The sequence below is a fragment of the Kribbella sp. NBC_01510 genome, from assembly GCF_045040325.1.
Classification (GTDB): Bacteria; Actinomycetota; Actinomycetes; order Propionibacteriales; family Kribbellaceae; genus Kribbella.
In genome coordinates this window covers 719,874-735,748 of sequence record NZ_CP109418.1, presented here as the reverse complement: position 1 = coordinate 735,748, position 15,875 = coordinate 719,874, and the positions used below count along the sequence as shown (strand labels likewise).

Sequence of the window (15,875 nt, the reverse complement as noted above, 5' to 3'; positions counted from 1 at the left end):
CTAATTCGCCCGATCTTGACCCCAGTTGACCGGTGGCCGCCGGCGCGTCGGACGATGTCCTCCGGTCGAAGTCGGTCTCGCCTGACCCGGGTGCTTCCCGCCTTCTGCGATGCGGGCCGGCCGATACCAGGACCCTGTCGGGCCGGTATGGACCGGGCGCGTTGGAGCGACCCTTCAAGCGCACATTCTGGCCGGTTCTGAACGAATCGGTGACCTGACCCCGTCCACTCGCCGCCCGTGCCGCTCGTGCCTCGATTGGTTCTTGATGTTCCGTCACTGATTCCGGACATTGCCGCGGCTCCGTTGGGTGGAACATCCCCTTCGGATGATGTCCGCCCGGCCGGTCGCGAGGAGCATCGTTCGTGAGAGTTGGCGGCGATCGCGCTCACCCATTGCGTCGCGGAGGCTACGTATGAGGCCACGAGAGATTGCCCCCACCCCTGCGGGATTGGCTAGGTCACCTCGCGTCGGTGCTGGGGTCGCGCCGGCGTCCCTGCAAGAGCGGCGGAATCGGGCAAGCCTTCCGCACCGTGGACAGGAGCAACCGTGACTGCCGATGAATCCCAGGACACACGGACAGATCCACCGCCGAAGACGCACTGGCTGCCGTTGGTCGCCTTGGCCACCGCCCAGTTCGTGATGGTACTGGACCAGTCGGCGATGAATGTCTCGATCAGCGCGTTGGTGGCCGACTTCGACACGACGGTCACCACGATTCAGGCGGTGATCACGCTCTACTGCCTTGTGATGGCGATGTTCATGCTCACCGGCGGCAAGATTGGCGACATCATCGGCCGGCGGCGGGCGTTCGTCATCGGGCTGGTCATTTACGCCTGCGGTTCGGCATTGACGGCGCTGGCGCCGTCAGTGCTGATTCTGGCCCTCGGCTGGTCGGTTCTGGAAGGGCTCGGCGCCGCGCTGGTTCTGCCAGCGATGGTGGCGCTGATCGCGGGCAACTTCGAGGGCGCCTCGCGCAAGGTGGCGTACGCCGTGATCGGCGGGGTCGCCGGGGCGGGGATCGCGGTCGGGCCGATCCTGGGCGGCTGGGCAACCACAGAGTACTCGTGGCGGATCATCTTCGCAGGCGAGGTGCTGTTGGTGGCATTGATCCTGGTGATGACCCCGAAAGTCGCCGACGCGGTGAGGACCGGCCCGGCACTGAAACTCGACGTCGTTGGCACCGTGCTGTCGGCCACAGGCTTGGGCCTGGTCGTTCTCGGGGTGCTGCAGTCGAGCACCTGGGGCTGGCTCAGGCCCAAGGAAGACTCCCCGGTGACGCCGTTCGGCTTCTCACTGACGGTCTTCGTCATCGGTTTCGGGGCGGTCCTGCTGTGGGCGTTCACGGCGTGGCAGGGTCGCCGAGAGAGCCGCGGGCGCGACCCATTGGTGCACTTGGCGCTGCTGAAGATCGCCCCGCTGCGCGCCGGCCTTATCGGCCTGTTCAGCCAGAACCTGATCCTGATGGGCGTCTTCTTCACGATTCCGCTGTACCTGCAGCTGGTGATCGGGCTCGATGCCTTGGATACCGGCCTCAAGATGCTCCCGGTCTCCATTGCCATGTTCCTGTCCTCCGCGGCAGGGTCACGCCTGTCCGGCCGCTACCCCATCCGGTCGATCGTGCGGGCCGGCCTGGCGACCACCATGGTCGCGACCGTGCTGCTCTTGGCCGCGGTCGAGCCGGAGCTGGACAACTCGAGCTTCGCCTGGTCGATGGCGCTGCTCGGCGTGGGGATGGGGCTGATGGCCTCCCAGCTCGGCAACGTTGTGCAGTCGTCGGTCGACGCCTCGGGCCGGGGAGAGGCTGGAGGGCTGCAGTTCACCGGCCAGCAGCTCGGCTCGTCACTGGGTGTCGCCCTGCTGGGGGCGATCGTGCTGTCCGGGCTCACCTCCGCGTTCGTGTCCAACGTCTCCTCCGATGAGCAGATCAGCAGTGCAGTCTCCGAGCAGGTCGGTGTGGCCGTCGGGTCCGGAATCGATTTCGTGTCCGCCGACCAGATCGGAGCCGCTGCCCAGGAGGCGGGGCTGGACGAGCCGACCACAGCGGCGCTCGTCGGCGACTACGAGTCCGCACAGATACAAGCGCTCAAGACTGGGCTGCTTGCGGCGGCCTTCCTGGCCCTTTTCTCCTTGGCCTTCACGAGGGATCTGCCGCATGAGGTTGCCCAAGAAGGAAGAGGAGCCGACGAGACTGAGGCGGGAAGTCACGCCTGAAGCGAGGGTGTTGGCGGTGACGGGCGCCCAGGGCCAGAACTGTGGGTGTAGATCGTTGGAGATCGGTGCAGTGGAGACGCACCCTTATCCCCGCCTGAGTTGGGTCAATCGGGTTAGTGCCTTGGGATCGGGCGATCTAGTGCGTTGAGGATCGCCTCTTGGTCGGGACTCAGGGCGGGACCGGAAGCATAGTGGCCGCGATCGGTGTCGCCATCGAGGTAGCGGAGGCGGAGGTGGCCGAAGAAGAGGCCGCCGCGCAGGACTGTGCGGCCAGCTGGCGGGCAGCCGAGGTGGTTCTGGTCAGCAGGTGGACTTGATGCTGGTGGTGAGGGCATCGACGGCGCCACCGAAAGCCCGAGTCGCCGCAGCTGCCGCGGTCAGGCTGGCGCCCGACGGGTCGGACTTGGCCGTGGTGAGGCTGGTCTTGAGCGTGTTGAGCGACGTGTCGACCGCCCCGAGCTGGGACGAGAAGTCCGACTTGGCGTCGGTCTTGACCTGTGCCAGGTTCGTCTCGACGGTCGCCAGTCCGTTCTGCAGGTCGGAGACGCCGGTCGACGAGGTCACATCGACCTTCTTGACGTCGTCGACCGACGTCTTGAACTTGTCGACAGAACCGCACACGGCGGCTTGGTTGTTACTACAGCCCACCAGCGAAGCGCCGAGCACCAGAGCCACTGCGGCGCTGACGATAGGAGACCTCATCCACCACTCACCCCCTCGAAAGTTCACACCTGTACACGAGGATCGTTCCGCCTGCGCGGCGGCTCCACATCATCCCCATCGCATGATGTCAACCAGCCCGTCCGCCGAGGTGAGATCCGGCCACCCAGCGTCACCATGGTCAGGGCGCCTTGAGCAGTTGCACTTCTGCGAGGTTGGTGAAGCCGCCGTGAGCGTCATACAGGCGGATCAGTGGTTCGGTGGTCGGCGTCGGATCGTTCGTCACGTCCGGTGAGCGGTGTTCATTGGGGAGTGCTATGACGTCTGCGCAGCACTCGTGCGGCCTCCCGGAACGGCACCACGAGGTACACCGCGATACCGAAGTAGATCGCCACCGCCAGGATCGGCAGGGCGAGGCCGATGAGGATCGCGATCGCGTACGCGATGACGCCCCGGAGGGACTTTCGTCGTGGGCTGCGCAGTTCCTCGCCCGCTTTGACCGCGTAGAGGTGCTCGCGCCGGGCGTAGGCGTCGAGGGCGGAACCTAGCAGGCTGATGGTCAGGAGGGTGAGCCCGTACATGGTGACGTACACGCGTTCACTGTTCATGTCGTCGTCGCGCAGCGCGTCTGCGATGAGCCCGGTCGGGAACGGCAGGAAGACCACCGCGAGCAGGAGGAGCAGGTTGAGCCGCAGGAACAACTGATCGGTCCCGCTGAGCCGGTCGGTCATGGCGGTGTGCAGGAGCCAGGCGGCCCCGATGGTCAGGAAGCTGACGAGATAGGCCAGGTAGCCGGGCCAGCCGCGTAGCACCTGCTCCAGGGGCGTGCCCGGCGGACGGACGGCGAGATCCAGTACCAGCAGTGTGGCGGCGAAACCGAAGACGCCGTCGCTGAATCCTTCCATCCGGCCCTTGTCGAGAACCCGGGGCCTCCGCGGGGTGTCTGGTTCAGCTGGCACGGCACTGTCTCCTCAGCGTCTGCGGGTGCTCCCCCTGCCGGTGTGGTCCGGATCAGGACTCCGCGGCCTCGATGACCTTCTCGTCGCCCTCGTTGACGGCCTTGACGACGGCGTCGTAGTCGCCCTTGTCGATGGCCTTGCTGACCTTCTTGGTCGCCTTGCCGACGGCCTTGTCGACACGGTCGAGGTAGAGGTCGTCGACGACCGCGGCGATCGCCGAGGAACCGGCAGGCAGCCACTCCTCCGCGTCCACACCGATGGACTTCTCCGCGTGACGCTTGGCGATGGCCCCTGCACCGGCACCGATCCCGGCGCCGACCACACCGGCAAGCAACAGGGGCGGGGCGAACAATCCGACCACGAGCCCTCCGACCGCGCCCAGGGTCGTACCGGCGGCGACGTAGCCGCCGCCGTGCTCCTTGACCTCCACCTGGCCCGAGGAGTCACGTGAGAGGACCACCGCGGCCATGACGACGGTGTCGTCCAGCTCCTTGATGGTCGTGAAGTCCGCTTGTGCGGAGGCTTCGTCGTCGTACGCGGCGACGAACAGCGTGTAGTTGCGATCTGCCATGATGGGTGCCCCCTGTTCAGGTCGTGGCCGCCCGGCCACCTACAGCCAGCGTCACCTCGCCCCGTCGCGCCGGCATCATCTCCCAGAGGTGATTTCGACCCGCACCATTGATCCGCAGCCCCCCGCGGGCGCCCGAGCCGATGGCTCCACCGCCGCCGCCACCTGCACCGGGTGCTAAGCCGGGCTTACCACCGAGGTCGATCGTTGCTTCGCGAAAGTCCATCAGGACGCCCCTATCGAGACGACGACTGCCCGTTCAAGCAGCCGCTCAGGGATACCGGGAGGCTTGGGTGGAGCGGCTTAAAGTTGGACGGACATCCACCTGACTTGGGCGAAATGCTTTAGTGCCTCTCGGTCGGGGCTTGCATCGCGTTGAGGATTGCGGCTTCGGCCAAGCCGAGCGCGGGCGGGATGGTGGTCGTGACGCCGTTGATCTCGACGGTCGCCGAGCGCAGTGGCTTGAGGGTTGCGCAGGACCCGTCGTAGCGAGAGCCCAGTCCGGTTCTGCAATGGCGCGGCTGACGCCGAGGGCGGTGAAAGCCGAGGCTGGAGTACACCCCAGCAAGAGCGTCGTAGAGCAGCCCTGAGGAACTCTTGAGGACACGCGGGCGCGACACCATTTGTCGCGATGGCGATGGCGATGGCGATGGCGATGGCGATGGCGATGGCGACGGGGTCGCGGTGCTGGCGAACAGCCCCGCCTGTGTCGACGGCGGGAGCAGCAAAGCCCTCGGGATGGCCGGGGTGATGCCGAGGTCAAGGACTCCTGGACGATCATCAGCAAGCAGCCGGTTCGCTTCTTCCATCAGCGGGCCCAGTTCGGCCTCGTCACGCGCCGAGCCGACGAGACGAACGATCCGACGCCGACCCGCGACCGACTCAGCGATCTGCACCGCCGTGGCCCCGAGGCCGTGCGAACCCTCCGACCCAGGCCACCAGCCGATCATACCGACACGGATTAGTGCCTTGAGGGCGCACTAACCAACCGCATATCCGCAGGTCAGCGCGTTCCAGCCCCTGAAGATCTGTTCAGGTGACCCAACTCAGGCGCGTCCATGACACCGGCGTGGTCACGCGTGCGCGCAGGCGCCCGCTCCATCACATCGGCATAGGGCGGACCCACGCCCGAGCCGAAGTCATCCTGCTCACCCGAGACCGGCGTACCGATCCGCTGAGACCGCCACCGGCGAACTTGTTCCACGGCTCATCTGTCGCCGATGTCTTGAGACATCAACAGGGGTGCCCCCGGCAGGATTCGAACCTGCGACGCACGGTTTAGGAAACCGACGCACCCCACCGACATACGCCCCTCCAGGCGTAACCAGCCAACTCCAGTTCGGCTGGTCTTGACTCTGGTAGACCTTGCTCGACTCGCCTTTGTTCCCACGGTGTTCCCACGCTGAACTGATGAGCGCGGCAACCCGCCCATTCCCGCTGTCGACTGAACTGGGCTTCTTGCCGAGGCTGCGGCCGGCAGTCCAGCTGCGCCTGACGCTCGACCCGGCTTGTCGCCCCGACCCAGAAGATTAATGCCTACGGCTCTCGTCCGGGTCAGCCGAGTGGAGTATGTCCTTGCGCAGGGTGGAGGGCTGAAGTGTCAGAACGAGGTCGTGCGAACCGGCCGTCGCCGTAGGGCGGGCTCGTGCGGTCCAACCGGTGTGGATGTGGATTGAGCCGCGCCAGTTGTCATGCCCGCGGGGGTTGTGCAAGGTCGGCTCGGCCGGTCGGTGCCCGGTCGAGCGGGCGCACGGCCAAGACGATGCCGGCTACTGCGGTCCAGAGCAGCGCGAGCATTGAGGCATAGAACCCGAACTGCGTGAGCTCTGCGATGCCCAGGATCAGAGCCGACCAGGACAGCCAGGCCGGGAGGGCGCGGCTGAACACACCTGCGGCGAACAGGCCGACCATGAAGAGGGTGGCGCCCCCTCCGCCGAATTGGGATCCTGCTTGCCACGCCTGCAGCGCCGCCGGCGCCACAGTTTGGTCTGCGCCCATGCTGCCGAGCAGGACGTAGGCGCCCGCTCCGCCCAGTTCGGCCGTGACCGCGACCGAGGTACCGACGAGCATGAGCCCGGCGACCATGGGTGGTCCGGCGGTATCGCGCACGCGGGCCCAGACGGCCAACCCGAAAAGGCCGAGGCACAGTGCCGCCAGAATCATCAGCTGCCCGCCGAGGCGGACCGAGTCTGCGTGGGTCACGTAGTAGCGGCTCAGCTCCGCCGGTGGCGTGCTGGCGTCGGGGAACTCCCCGATGGTGAGGTCACCGGCGAGCGTGAGTACGCAATAGGCCACCCCGGCCAGCGGGACGAGCCTGGCGAAGGTGATGGATCTGCGCTGTTGAACTGCGGTTCGATCGGTCATGGCACTATCTCCTTGGGAGTCGTCGACCGTCCGAAGGTAGGCGTGCCGCCGGCCGCGTGTCGTCGCCCGCGACGACGATGTTGGCATCGGCTGACCGGACGATGTGCTGGCCGGTCAGATCGGCCAACTGGTTGATGGACAGCCGCTCTGCGTGGCACTTACCGTGACGATATGCGTGGGCGCCTTGCCCCAGACCGGGTCGACTTACTGCTCGCCGCTGCTCTGCTGCTCGGCGTTGCACTCCAGGCGGCGTTCCTGTCGATGCCGGCCGGCGATCGGCTGGCCACCTTGGTGGTCGGCGGCTTGGTGGCCTCCTCGATGGCGGTGCGGCGCCGGTTTCCAGTGGCCGTCGGGTTCGGGGTCCAGGCCGTCCTCCTGATCCGTGCCTGATCTCCTTCGGTTGGTATGACGCGCCCCCGCTAGGGGGGACAAGCCACCGGCTACGCCTCGCTGATTGCCGTACGCAACAAACTCCGCGAGCACCGTCAAGGCCCGGTGGCACAACCAGAAGTTCGCCGAACTCGCCGCCGAGCTCAGACTCGACGCCACCAAGGACTCCAGGATCGGGTGGTCAACCTGCACGCTGCGCAAGGAAACCAGCACGACCTGCCAGAGCGTTATCGCCGACCTCAAGAAGGCGCTCATCGCTTACCGCCACCCCGAGACGACCGGTGGACAGGCCAAGAAGAAGAACAACAACGCCATCGCGTGCGCGTGCCAGTGCCCGTTCCGGGTCGCCAAAAGCAGTCCTCGCCGGGGGCGAGATCACCTGCGGCGTCTGCGACTCCACCTTCGATCCCGACGAGTAGCACTGGAGATTCATCTGTCGCCCACGGCCGCGCCGGTTGTTCTGCCGCTTCGCCTGTGTGCAGGCCAAACGCAGGAGTTCCTGTGGTGCTGGGCGGTGGGCGGACAAGAGTGGGCTGGCTCTACGGGTTTGCGAAACCCCGGTCGCCAAGGCGGCGACCGGGGACGCAGGGGCAGCCATCGCGACCACAACCATTCACTGGAGTCTTTGGGTCGCGGTTCGGTGCGATGCCTCAACCGACATCTCGTCGCTTCGTGAGGAGTACCGCCGGTACTGCGATGGCGACGACGTAAGCAGCGATGAGCAGCCCACCCGTGGCGGCGGCGACGGTTCCGTCTACGGCCGGGACACCTGCCTGGACGAGCGCTCTCGCAGCAGCCGCCGGAAGGTACTTCGCCAGCCCGGGCTCGCGCAGCGCACCAGGCAGCAGGCCCTGGATCACGAACCACCACGCGACTGCCGCGATGATCGCGAGGGCCTCGCTGCGCACGAGCGCGCCCAGACCGGCTCCCGCCAAGGCGAACAGGCCGGCTGCGATCGTGACTCCGAGCCCGGTGAGGACGGCGTCGGCGGTCAGCAGATCGACGGGCAGATCCTTGGCGAGCACCACGATCGCCGTTGCGACGTACGACGCGATCAGCGTGACACCGGCGAAGGCGGTCCCGACGACGGCGGCCGCGGCGTACTTGCCGGCGAGGAAGTGGCCCCGACGCGGGGTGACGAGCAGCGATGCGGTGATGGTGTGGTGCCGGTACTCACCGGCCGACGACAGCACGCCGAGCACGAAGACGATGCCCGCGACGAGAAGGCCGGGGACGGCGAGCACGCCCCGAAGGTCCTCACGGCCGAGCGGGGCGGAACCGTGGCTGCCTGCCACGATGGCGATTGCCGTGGTGAGGCCTGCGGACAGGGTGATCGCGATGGACAGCATCACCCAGGTCAGGCGGAGCCCGAGATGCTTGATCAGCTCGGCTCTGAACAGTGCGGTCATGATGGTCCCTCAGTGGTGAGCTCGAGGAAACGACTCTCGAGGCTTGTGGTCGCGTTGGTCAGTTCGGCCAGTGATGCGTGCTCGACGAGTCGGCCGCGGTTGATGATCAGGACGTCGTCGACGGTGTTGGTCAGCTCGGCCAGCAGGTGACTGGAGACGAGTACCGTGCCGCCGCCCGCGGCGTAGGTGCGGATGAAACCGCGCAACCAGTGCACACCCTGCGGGTCGAGCCCGTTGGTCGGCTCGTCGAGAACCAGTACGTCGGGCTCGCCGAGCAGTGCAGCCGCGAGCGCCAGCCGCTGCCGCATGCCGAGTGAGTAGCCGCCGACGCGGCGCCCGGCGGCGCGTCCCAGCTCGACTGTGTCGAGGACGGCGTCCAGCCTGGCGGTGCCCAGGCCGGCGGCGGTCGCGTAGACCCGCAGGGCGTTCCGGCCGGTGCGCGCCGGATGGAACACCCCTGTGTCGAGGACCGCGCCGACGCGACGAGTCGGTGTGGCCAGGTCACGGTAGGCGACCCCGTCGATGGTGGCTGTGCCGGAGGTTGGACGGGCCAGCCCGAGCAGCATGCGAAGGGTGGTCGTCTTGCCGGCGCCGTTGGGTCCGAGGAAGCCGGTGACCATGCCACTGCGGATGTCGGCGCTGAGATCGTCGACGGCGATCACGTCGCCGTACTTCTTGGTGAGGCCCCTGAGGGCGATCTCTGTCATGGCCTCGAAGTTACGGATCGTGAACCCCCTGCGTCGTCGGCCCTGGATCCGAACCTGGACGTACGCCGGAGGGTCCACGACTACATCCGCAGATGTACGCCTCAGGCGTCGCGCGGTACGACCAGGCCACTCTCGTAGGCGAGCATCACCAGCTGAGCGCGATCCCGAGCGGTGAGCTTGGCGAGGATGCGGCTGACGTGGGTCTTCACCGTTGCCGGGCTGACGACCAGCCCGTCCGCGATCTCGCTGTTGGACAGGCCCTGGGCGATCAGGCCGAGTACGTCGCGTTCGCGGTCGGTCAGTTGCGCCAGCTCCGCCGGACGGGCCCGAGGCGTCTCGGGGCGGCGTACGAACTCGGCGATCAGCCGGCGGGTCACGCCGGGAGCCAGGAGCGCGTCGCCGGCCGCGATCAGGCGGATCGCGGCGAACAGGTCCTCCGGCAGGCTGTCCTTGAGCAGGAACCCGCTCGCTCCGGCCCGTAGCGCGGCGTACACGTACTCGTCGAGGTCGAACGTCGTCAGCACCAGGACACGGACACCGCCGCACCGCTCGTCGGAGGTGATCCGCCGGGTGGCCTCGATACCGTCCATCACCGGCATCCGGACGTCCATCAGCAGTACGTCGGGCCGGCAGCTGCGGGCGATCTCGATCGCCTCGGCGCCGGTCTTGGCCTCGCCCACGAGCTCGATATCGTCGACCAGAGCGATCTGGGCGCGAAAGCCGTCGCGGACGAGTGGCTGGTCGTCGGCCAGCGCGGCACGGATCGTCACGGCACTTCCTCCGCCCCGATCGGCAGCCGAGCCTGAACCCGGAACCCTCGCACTGGTCTGGGGCCGGCCGTGAACTGTCCGCCCAGCGCGGCCACCCGTTCGCGCATCCCGACGATGCCGAGACCTGGGTGGCCGTCGGAAGATATCCCGTTCCCGGCTCCGTCGTCGGTGATCTCCAGGACGAGCTGGTCGCCGTCGTACCGCACGAGGACGGTGGCCGCCGCAGGGCGCCCGGCATGCTTGACGACGTTGGTGAGAGCTTCCTGCACCACCCGGTACGCGACCAGGTCAAGGCTTGTGGACAGCGGCCGGCGGCTGCCTTCGACGGTGAGCCGCACATCCGCGCCGGCATGACGCATCGTGCCGACGAGATCGTCGAGGTTCGCCAGTCCTGGTGGCGGATCCAGCTGTGCCGGCGTGTCGCTGCCCTGTCGCAGCACACCGAGCAATTGCCGCATCTCCCGGCTGGCGTCCCGGCTGGTCGTCTCGATCGCCACCAACGCACGCTGCGCCACGTCCGGATGCTGCGGCAGCGCCAGCCTGCCGGTGCTCGACTGAATGGCGATGGTGGTGAGGCTGTGCGCTACCAGGTCGTGGAGCTCTCGGGCGATGCGCAGCCGCTCCTCAGCGGCAGCTTGGCGAGACAGCGCCTCGCGCTCCCGCTCGAGGAACTCGGCGCGGTCCCGCAGCGCCGCGCTCCGGGTGCGGCGGTTCGCCACGACGAAACCGACGATCCCGATCACCAAGGTGACGACAACCATCGGCAGCGCGTCCTCCAATCGCAGCCGATCTCGGCCGACCTGCGCGAGTTCGAGTGCCGCGACCACGGCAGTCGCGGCCGCCGCGCCGATCTCGGCCGTACGCCGGGTCGCGTGGACGATCGCCGAGTACAGGGCGACCCAGAGCCCGAACGGTGCCGACGGGCCGAACACAACCTGGGCAACGACCCACCCGGCCGAAACCACCGCGAGCACCACCGCAGGGCGCCGTCGTCGCCAGAGCAACGGCACACTTTGGACGAGTACGAGACCAAGCCAGACCGCGCCAAGCAGGATCGACGTACTCTGCTCCGGCCCGCCCGGACCCATCCGCGGGTTGAGCAGGTGGAGCAAGGCCACCGCCGCGACCAGCAGCCAGTCGCCGAGCGGGTGGATCCGCATCGGCCGGCCCCGGCTGCCGGCGCGGGGAACACCGGCGACGTCCTGCATGACTTCATCGTGCACCCCCCGCGACCTGCGCGGGACCGGGCCGGCTCTCCCACCCTGTCGCTCGAGGTATCCATACGCTCGACGGTCTACCCGCGTATTCCAACCTCAGCCTTCCCAGTCGAGCCACGCGGCGGATCGTCAAAGCAGACCCAGGCATCGCCGCACTCGTGCCGAGCATGCTCGACCAGGACGAGTCGGTCGTCGCCGCGATGCGTGCCGGCCGATGCACAGTGATCGCACCACGCATCCGACACCTTCCGGGTCCTGACGTCTGATCGCCCAATCACCTGGCCGGCCGAGATCCCTCCACCGGCCCCGAGGTCGCGCACTCGACACTCGCTAAGACATCACGCGTGCCCCGGCAGGATTCGAACCTGCGCCGCACGGTTAGGAAACCGACGCGCGCCACCGACATACGCCCCGGCAGCGAGTGCTTGGAAGCCCTTGCTGGCTAGGAGAGGCTGGGGAGGTTCGGGTTCTCCGGATTCTCGAAGGTCAGGATGTAGCGACCGCAGCCGCAGTAGAGCCTGCCGTTCACGATCGTGCGCGGGATCCCGCACTCCCCGCGCCAGTCGCCGGGTTGAGCGGCGGGAACGTCAGGAGGATCTGGCCACCGACCTCGGGTGGGGTCAGGCAGAGCGTCAGCGCGCTGGAGGCCGGCACGCGGCGTGTCACCGTGGCGGACGCCGTCGCCCTGTGCAAGGCGCTCGAAGTGGACCTGCACGAGCTGCTGCACGGCCTCGATGCGGACGACCTGCGAGCCCTCGGGTTCGGTCCCGGGATGTAAGCACCATGACAGATTTCCCTGCGTCCGGACGGAACGAGTCTCCCGTTCCGGACCAGACCTGATAGCGTCCTCCCGCGCCCAGCCCCAATGGGGGGTCGCTGGGGCTCAAGAGGGGATGCAGCGTGAGGCTGTTCAACACCAAGAAGAAGAAGTTCGTCGCCGCCAGCGTGATGGCCGTCAGCATCATCGGCGGGGGAGCGGTCGCGGCGAACGCGGCGGGGGGCACGGGGTGCAAGTACCTGACCTACCCGCTGTGCGCGCGGTCGGTCGCGTCGCTCCAGGTCGTGGACGGATCGCTGACCGGCTCGGACATCAAGGACGGCGCGCTGGGCGAGAACGATCTCACGCCGGCGCTCAAGACCAAGGTCAACCAGGTCGGCACCGGAGCGCAGGGTCCTGCAGGCCCTGCTGGCCCCGCAGGACCTGCAGGCAAGGATGGCGACCCCGCGTCCGACGTGTTCGGCAAGCAGGGCGGGACGCTGACAATCCAGGAAACCGCCATCGACAAGATCGGCGGGCCGTTCGCCACGAACGCCACCAAGGTTGGGGAGTTCACACTCGGCAAGGGCACGTGGCTCATCAACGCGGCTGTCCAGTTCGACCGCACCGACGCGAACGACCCGGACTACCAGACCCCGACCACCGACACCATGCCGTCGTTCGTGCTCCGGTACCCGGACGACGCGGGAACGATCATGGGCAACGCGATCTCGAAGGCCGGTTACACCGAACTCACCGGTTCCAGCGTCAAGACGATCACGCTCGACACTGACACCAAGATCACGGCGTACGGCTTCGGGTACAACGAGGACCGGTCGAACTTTGGCTCGGCCACGGCTGACACCAAGTCGCAGTTCTCCGTGGTCGGTTCGGTCACCGCCGTCCGCGTGGGCTGACGCCACGGTCCGCCCGTGGGCGACCTGCGCGAAGGTCGCCTGCTAGTACCACCCTCCTCGAAACACAACGCAGCCCCCAGCCGCAGTTCAACCACGGCTGGGGGCTTCGTCGTTCAGAACTTGACGGTTGCGGCGATGGCGCCGAGGAACAGACCGAGGGAGACGGTCCAGAAGACCCGGCCGATCAGCTAGACCCGCAGCCTGCTGCCCCGCTCGATGCCATGCAGGCTAGTGAGCGGAGCGAGCAGCGCAACGAGGACCCACGGCCCGAATGCGATCAGCGCCCTCATGCTGCCGTCAGCTCCTCGGTGAACTCAACGCCGTTGAGCTGGGCAACGATCTTGCCAGCTCAGGCGCTCGACTGTGGTCTGTCGCGGTCAACAGCGGGCACGACGATACGATCTGTACCCGGAGCCGATCGGCGATCAGCCGGGCTTGTACGCTCAATATGCCCTTGCAAGGCAGGGATGACAGAGGCCGCGCGTCGGCCTCGAGGCGGCTAGACCGTAGGTGGCAGGACTCGAGCCGGCGGCCAAGATCATGAGAGTCACGCCACTTGCCACACTGACCAACTTCAGCCTGCGTGGGTTCGGGATTCGGCACCTCTAGCTGACTGAATCCACTCTGTTTGACGCGATCTCATGTCACGAGTCGTGTCACGCGCAGGCGTCTACAGCGACGGAGGTTCGCTCACCGCTGCGGTCGCTCAAACGGGCTCGGCGTGCTCAGGCTGCCGAACGGGTACGAGATCATTGACCGCCGACGAGGAGTCGACCAGGGCGCCGTAGAACTGAGCGGTATTGATGCCAGACCGGGCAGGCGAGGCAGCGGGCGGTGCAACCGCCGTCTGGGGTTGCACGAATGTGCCTAGGGATGGTTTCGGTATCGCTGACTCTCCAGTAGATGTAAAGTGTCGAAGCTGACTGCCGGAATCGCCTCGATGTCTTCGATGGCTTGGTCGATCTGGCCGTCACGGACGGACGAACGCGTCCTCGCCAGTTGCCGCGCCAGGCTGTCAAGCGTTAGGTCGCCGGGGCCATTCCACAGTGCGGCGCCGAGCGAGCGCATTGCAAGCGTCGCGGCTTGTGCGGCCGAGCACCAGGCCAACGTGTGTTGCGCCAGCACGCGTAGATCGTCTCCCGACGCACCTGTGGCACGTGCCGTTTCCCAGTGCACCCGGAGCCGGCCAAGGTCGTCAGCCCTGAGCAGATCGTTCAGATTGGTTGCGCGTTCGTCGAACTCCAAATCCTCGCGGGTGGTCGAAGCAGTGTCACCCGGCTTTGGGATGACTTCCTCTACCAGCGCCTTGGCCATTTCTTTGACCGCGTCGCCCATGGCGGCGTACATCGCGGCGCCGGCCCAGGGACCGGCTGGAGGAAATACTGCACCGACGAGCCCGCCCACAGCAGCGGCCAGGCCGACTCGGCCGATGACCCATAGTCCGCGTCCGATACCTCGGGCAAGTCGGCTTCGCCGGCGGGCTGTGGGAGGCGGTTCGTCGGCATCATCGAGAAGCCGGGTCCCCAGGTCGAACAAGTAGGACCGCAGCGGCTCGTAGGAGTCCGCGGAGGGTTTACCCACGAAGCGGACGGTAGCGCGTAGGAAGTCGTCGGCAAGGTCTTGGGCCGGCGGCGGCTCCTGATAGGCCGACTGGCTCAGCAAGCCTGGCCAATCGATCAACAGCAGCTGGCCGAGCTGGCTGCGCAGCGAACGGTCCCGCCATGATCTTGCTGCACCGCTGGTGAGCTGGCGCAGCCGCTCGTCGCGCGACAGCCGGATAAGCACTTCCCCCAGCTCACCTGCGACAGCCTGCAGCAGTAGATCGCTGTTGGACTCAGCCAAGCGATCTCGGACACCGCGTTGTGTTTGCAATAGCTCCGCGGCCAGATCCTCCAGCTCGCGCGCATGGTCCTGGTCCTGCTCAGACATCGCCGCCCCCTCGTATGTCTCCCGCCCCAATGAGCCGACCGCACACATCCGGTGGTTCGATCCAGAGCTCGCCCGGCGCGCTGCGGCACCTGCTCCCAGGCTAATGCGCTTTCGGCGATTCGACTCCGGTATCCGGCTTCAGATTGACGCACCAACCCAGAAATATGATGCGCGACCGATGACAAACCTGACCGGCACAGCGGCTGCGGCATGAGTTGTGACATGAAATGGTGTCGGTTGGGGGCAATCAGGCGTGCCAAAGTGGATCGTGGTCTGAACTCCTACGGCCGAAAGCGGCTCAGGTTTGTCCGAGTAGACGGTGGCAGGGGCTCTGATAATCCCGTGGTCCTGGCTCGAGTCCGACGATTGCGGCGTCCGGGTACCGGCGAGCTGACTGTCGGATAGTTGCCACCTGCAACATGGCCGCGTCCGGTGGTGCGCACAGCCTTGGAGGAGCGAGATGGCAAAGCGGTAGTGGTCCGGCCCACATGTTCAGGTTCAGGCTGTTGCGTTCGGGGCTCGTACGGCCACTCATGTGCCCAATCAAAGGCGCGTCGGGTGGAATGTTGTACAGCTCGACGCACGGTTTCCGCCAATGCTGATGTGCTACCGCCTTGCTGGCGGCGATTCTTCCGGGTACGGCACCTGATCCAGGACGCGGCACACGCCACCTGGGACTTCATACCGCACTACGCGCGCTGTCACCACAGGGTCGGAAAGGCCTGGGGTTGCTCGACGGCTGGCATCTACAATGCGTAGAGCGGATCTGAGCTGTCCTGCAGGCCGCGGGTGGGGGCATGAGGTGACTCAGGTGGCTATCGGCGGTCGACTCTGACCCGCGTTGCGGACGCAGGTTTCACGCTCTGAGTGCCGGTTTAGAAGGCCGCCGGACGGCATCGACAGGGACCGATTTGAGCCTCATGGACCACGCTGCGTCCGGCTCGTGTCGACTCCAGCAACTCTGTTACTCGCCAGTCCGTTCCACAAAATGTTCCACAGCTGCTCTATGGACTCCGA

General features: G+C 66.8%; 14 protein-coding genes. 4 read left to right on the top strand and 10 right to left on the bottom strand.

The genetic code is table 11. From position 1 onward, the window contains the following. The first annotated feature begins 546 nt into the window (after positions 1-546). Positions 547-2,211 carry an MFS transporter gene (locus OG558_RS03670; RefSeq protein WP_405068944.1) on the top strand — a complete coding sequence of 555 codons (1,665 nt, stop codon included), beginning with the start codon at positions 547-549 and terminating at the stop codon, positions 2,209-2,211. Positions 2,212-2,511: 300 nt separating this feature from the next. On the opposite strand, the gene OG558_RS03665 is transcribed toward OG558_RS03670, so the two are convergent. The 5 genes from OG558_RS03665 to OG558_RS03645 form a co-directional block, all read right to left on the bottom strand. After that, the gene (locus OG558_RS03665) at positions 2,512-2,913 is read right to left on the bottom strand and encodes a hypothetical protein (protein ID WP_405068943.1); all 402 of its coding nucleotides are present in this window, start codon (positions 2,911-2,913) and stop codon (positions 2,512-2,514) included. A 260-nt stretch (positions 2,914-3,173) separates the two neighbouring features. Then, positions 3,174-3,830: a TMEM175 family protein gene (locus tag OG558_RS03660; protein WP_405068942.1), complete on the bottom strand. Its 657-nt coding sequence runs from the start codon at positions 3,828-3,830 to the stop codon at positions 3,174-3,176. Between the two features lie 52 nt (positions 3,831-3,882). Continuing rightward, on the bottom strand, positions 3,883-4,401 hold the full coding sequence (locus tag OG558_RS03655; protein ID WP_405068941.1) for a DUF1269 domain-containing protein: 519 nt from the start codon (positions 4,399-4,401) through the stop codon (positions 3,883-3,885). A 341-nt stretch (positions 4,402-4,742) separates the two neighbouring features. After that, the gene (locus OG558_RS03650) at positions 4,743-5,348 is read right to left on the bottom strand and encodes a hypothetical protein (protein WP_405068940.1); all 606 of its coding nucleotides are present in this window, start codon (positions 5,346-5,348) and stop codon (positions 4,743-4,745) included. 739 nt (positions 5,349-6,087) lie between these two features. Further along, on the bottom strand, positions 6,088-6,762 hold the full coding sequence (locus OG558_RS03645; protein WP_405068939.1) for a hypothetical protein: 675 nt from the start codon (positions 6,760-6,762) through the stop codon (positions 6,088-6,090). A 171-nt stretch (positions 6,763-6,933) separates the two neighbouring features. On the opposite strand from OG558_RS03645, the gene OG558_RS03640 reads away from it, so the two are divergent. Beyond that, positions 6,934-7,152: a hypothetical protein gene (locus OG558_RS03640; RefSeq protein ID WP_405068938.1), complete on the top strand. Its 219-nt coding sequence runs from the start codon at positions 6,934-6,936 to the stop codon at positions 7,150-7,152. A 64-nt stretch (positions 7,153-7,216) separates the two neighbouring features. Next, the gene (locus OG558_RS03635; protein ID WP_405068937.1) at positions 7,217-7,828 is read left to right on the top strand and encodes a hypothetical protein; all 612 of its coding nucleotides are present in this window, start codon (positions 7,217-7,219) and stop codon (positions 7,826-7,828) included. Here the strand turns inward: OG558_RS03635 and OG558_RS03630 are convergent. The 4 genes from OG558_RS03630 to OG558_RS03615 all read right to left on the bottom strand — a co-directional run bounded on the left by OG558_RS03630 (position 7,803) and on the right by OG558_RS03615 (position 11,246). Next, the gene (locus tag OG558_RS03630) at positions 7,803-8,561 is read right to left on the bottom strand and encodes a hypothetical protein (protein ID WP_405068936.1); all 759 of its coding nucleotides are present in this window, start codon (positions 8,559-8,561) and stop codon (positions 7,803-7,805) included. The two genes, OG558_RS03635 and OG558_RS03630, sit on opposite strands and share 26 nt — an antisense overlap. Then, positions 8,558-9,268 carry an ABC transporter ATP-binding protein gene (locus OG558_RS03625; RefSeq protein ID WP_405068935.1) on the bottom strand — a complete coding sequence of 237 codons (711 nt, stop codon included), beginning with the start codon at positions 9,266-9,268 and terminating at the stop codon, positions 8,558-8,560. The genes OG558_RS03630 and OG558_RS03625 overlap by 4 nt, the downstream gene beginning before the upstream one ends. 101 nt (positions 9,269-9,369) lie before the next feature. Then, complete coding sequence (locus tag OG558_RS03620) at positions 9,370-10,038, bottom strand: response regulator (RefSeq protein ID WP_405068934.1); 669 nt, start codon at positions 10,036-10,038, stop codon at positions 9,370-9,372. Beyond that, complete coding sequence (locus OG558_RS03615) at positions 10,035-11,246, bottom strand: sensor histidine kinase (protein ID WP_405068933.1); 1,212 nt, start codon at positions 11,244-11,246, stop codon at positions 10,035-10,037. The genes OG558_RS03620 and OG558_RS03615 overlap by 4 nt, the downstream gene beginning before the upstream one ends. A 909-nt stretch (positions 11,247-12,155) precedes the next feature. Here OG558_RS03615 and OG558_RS03610 point away from each other — a divergent pair. Continuing rightward, positions 12,156-12,929 carry a hypothetical protein gene (locus OG558_RS03610; protein ID WP_405068932.1) on the top strand — a complete coding sequence of 258 codons (774 nt, stop codon included), beginning with the start codon at positions 12,156-12,158 and terminating at the stop codon, positions 12,927-12,929. 867 nt (positions 12,930-13,796) lie between these two features. Here the strand turns inward: OG558_RS03610 and OG558_RS03605 are convergent. Further along, positions 13,797-14,858 carry a hypothetical protein gene (locus OG558_RS03605; RefSeq protein WP_405068931.1) on the bottom strand — a complete coding sequence of 354 codons (1,062 nt, stop codon included), beginning with the start codon at positions 14,856-14,858 and terminating at the stop codon, positions 13,797-13,799. Positions 14,859-15,875 lie beyond the last annotated feature (1,017 nt).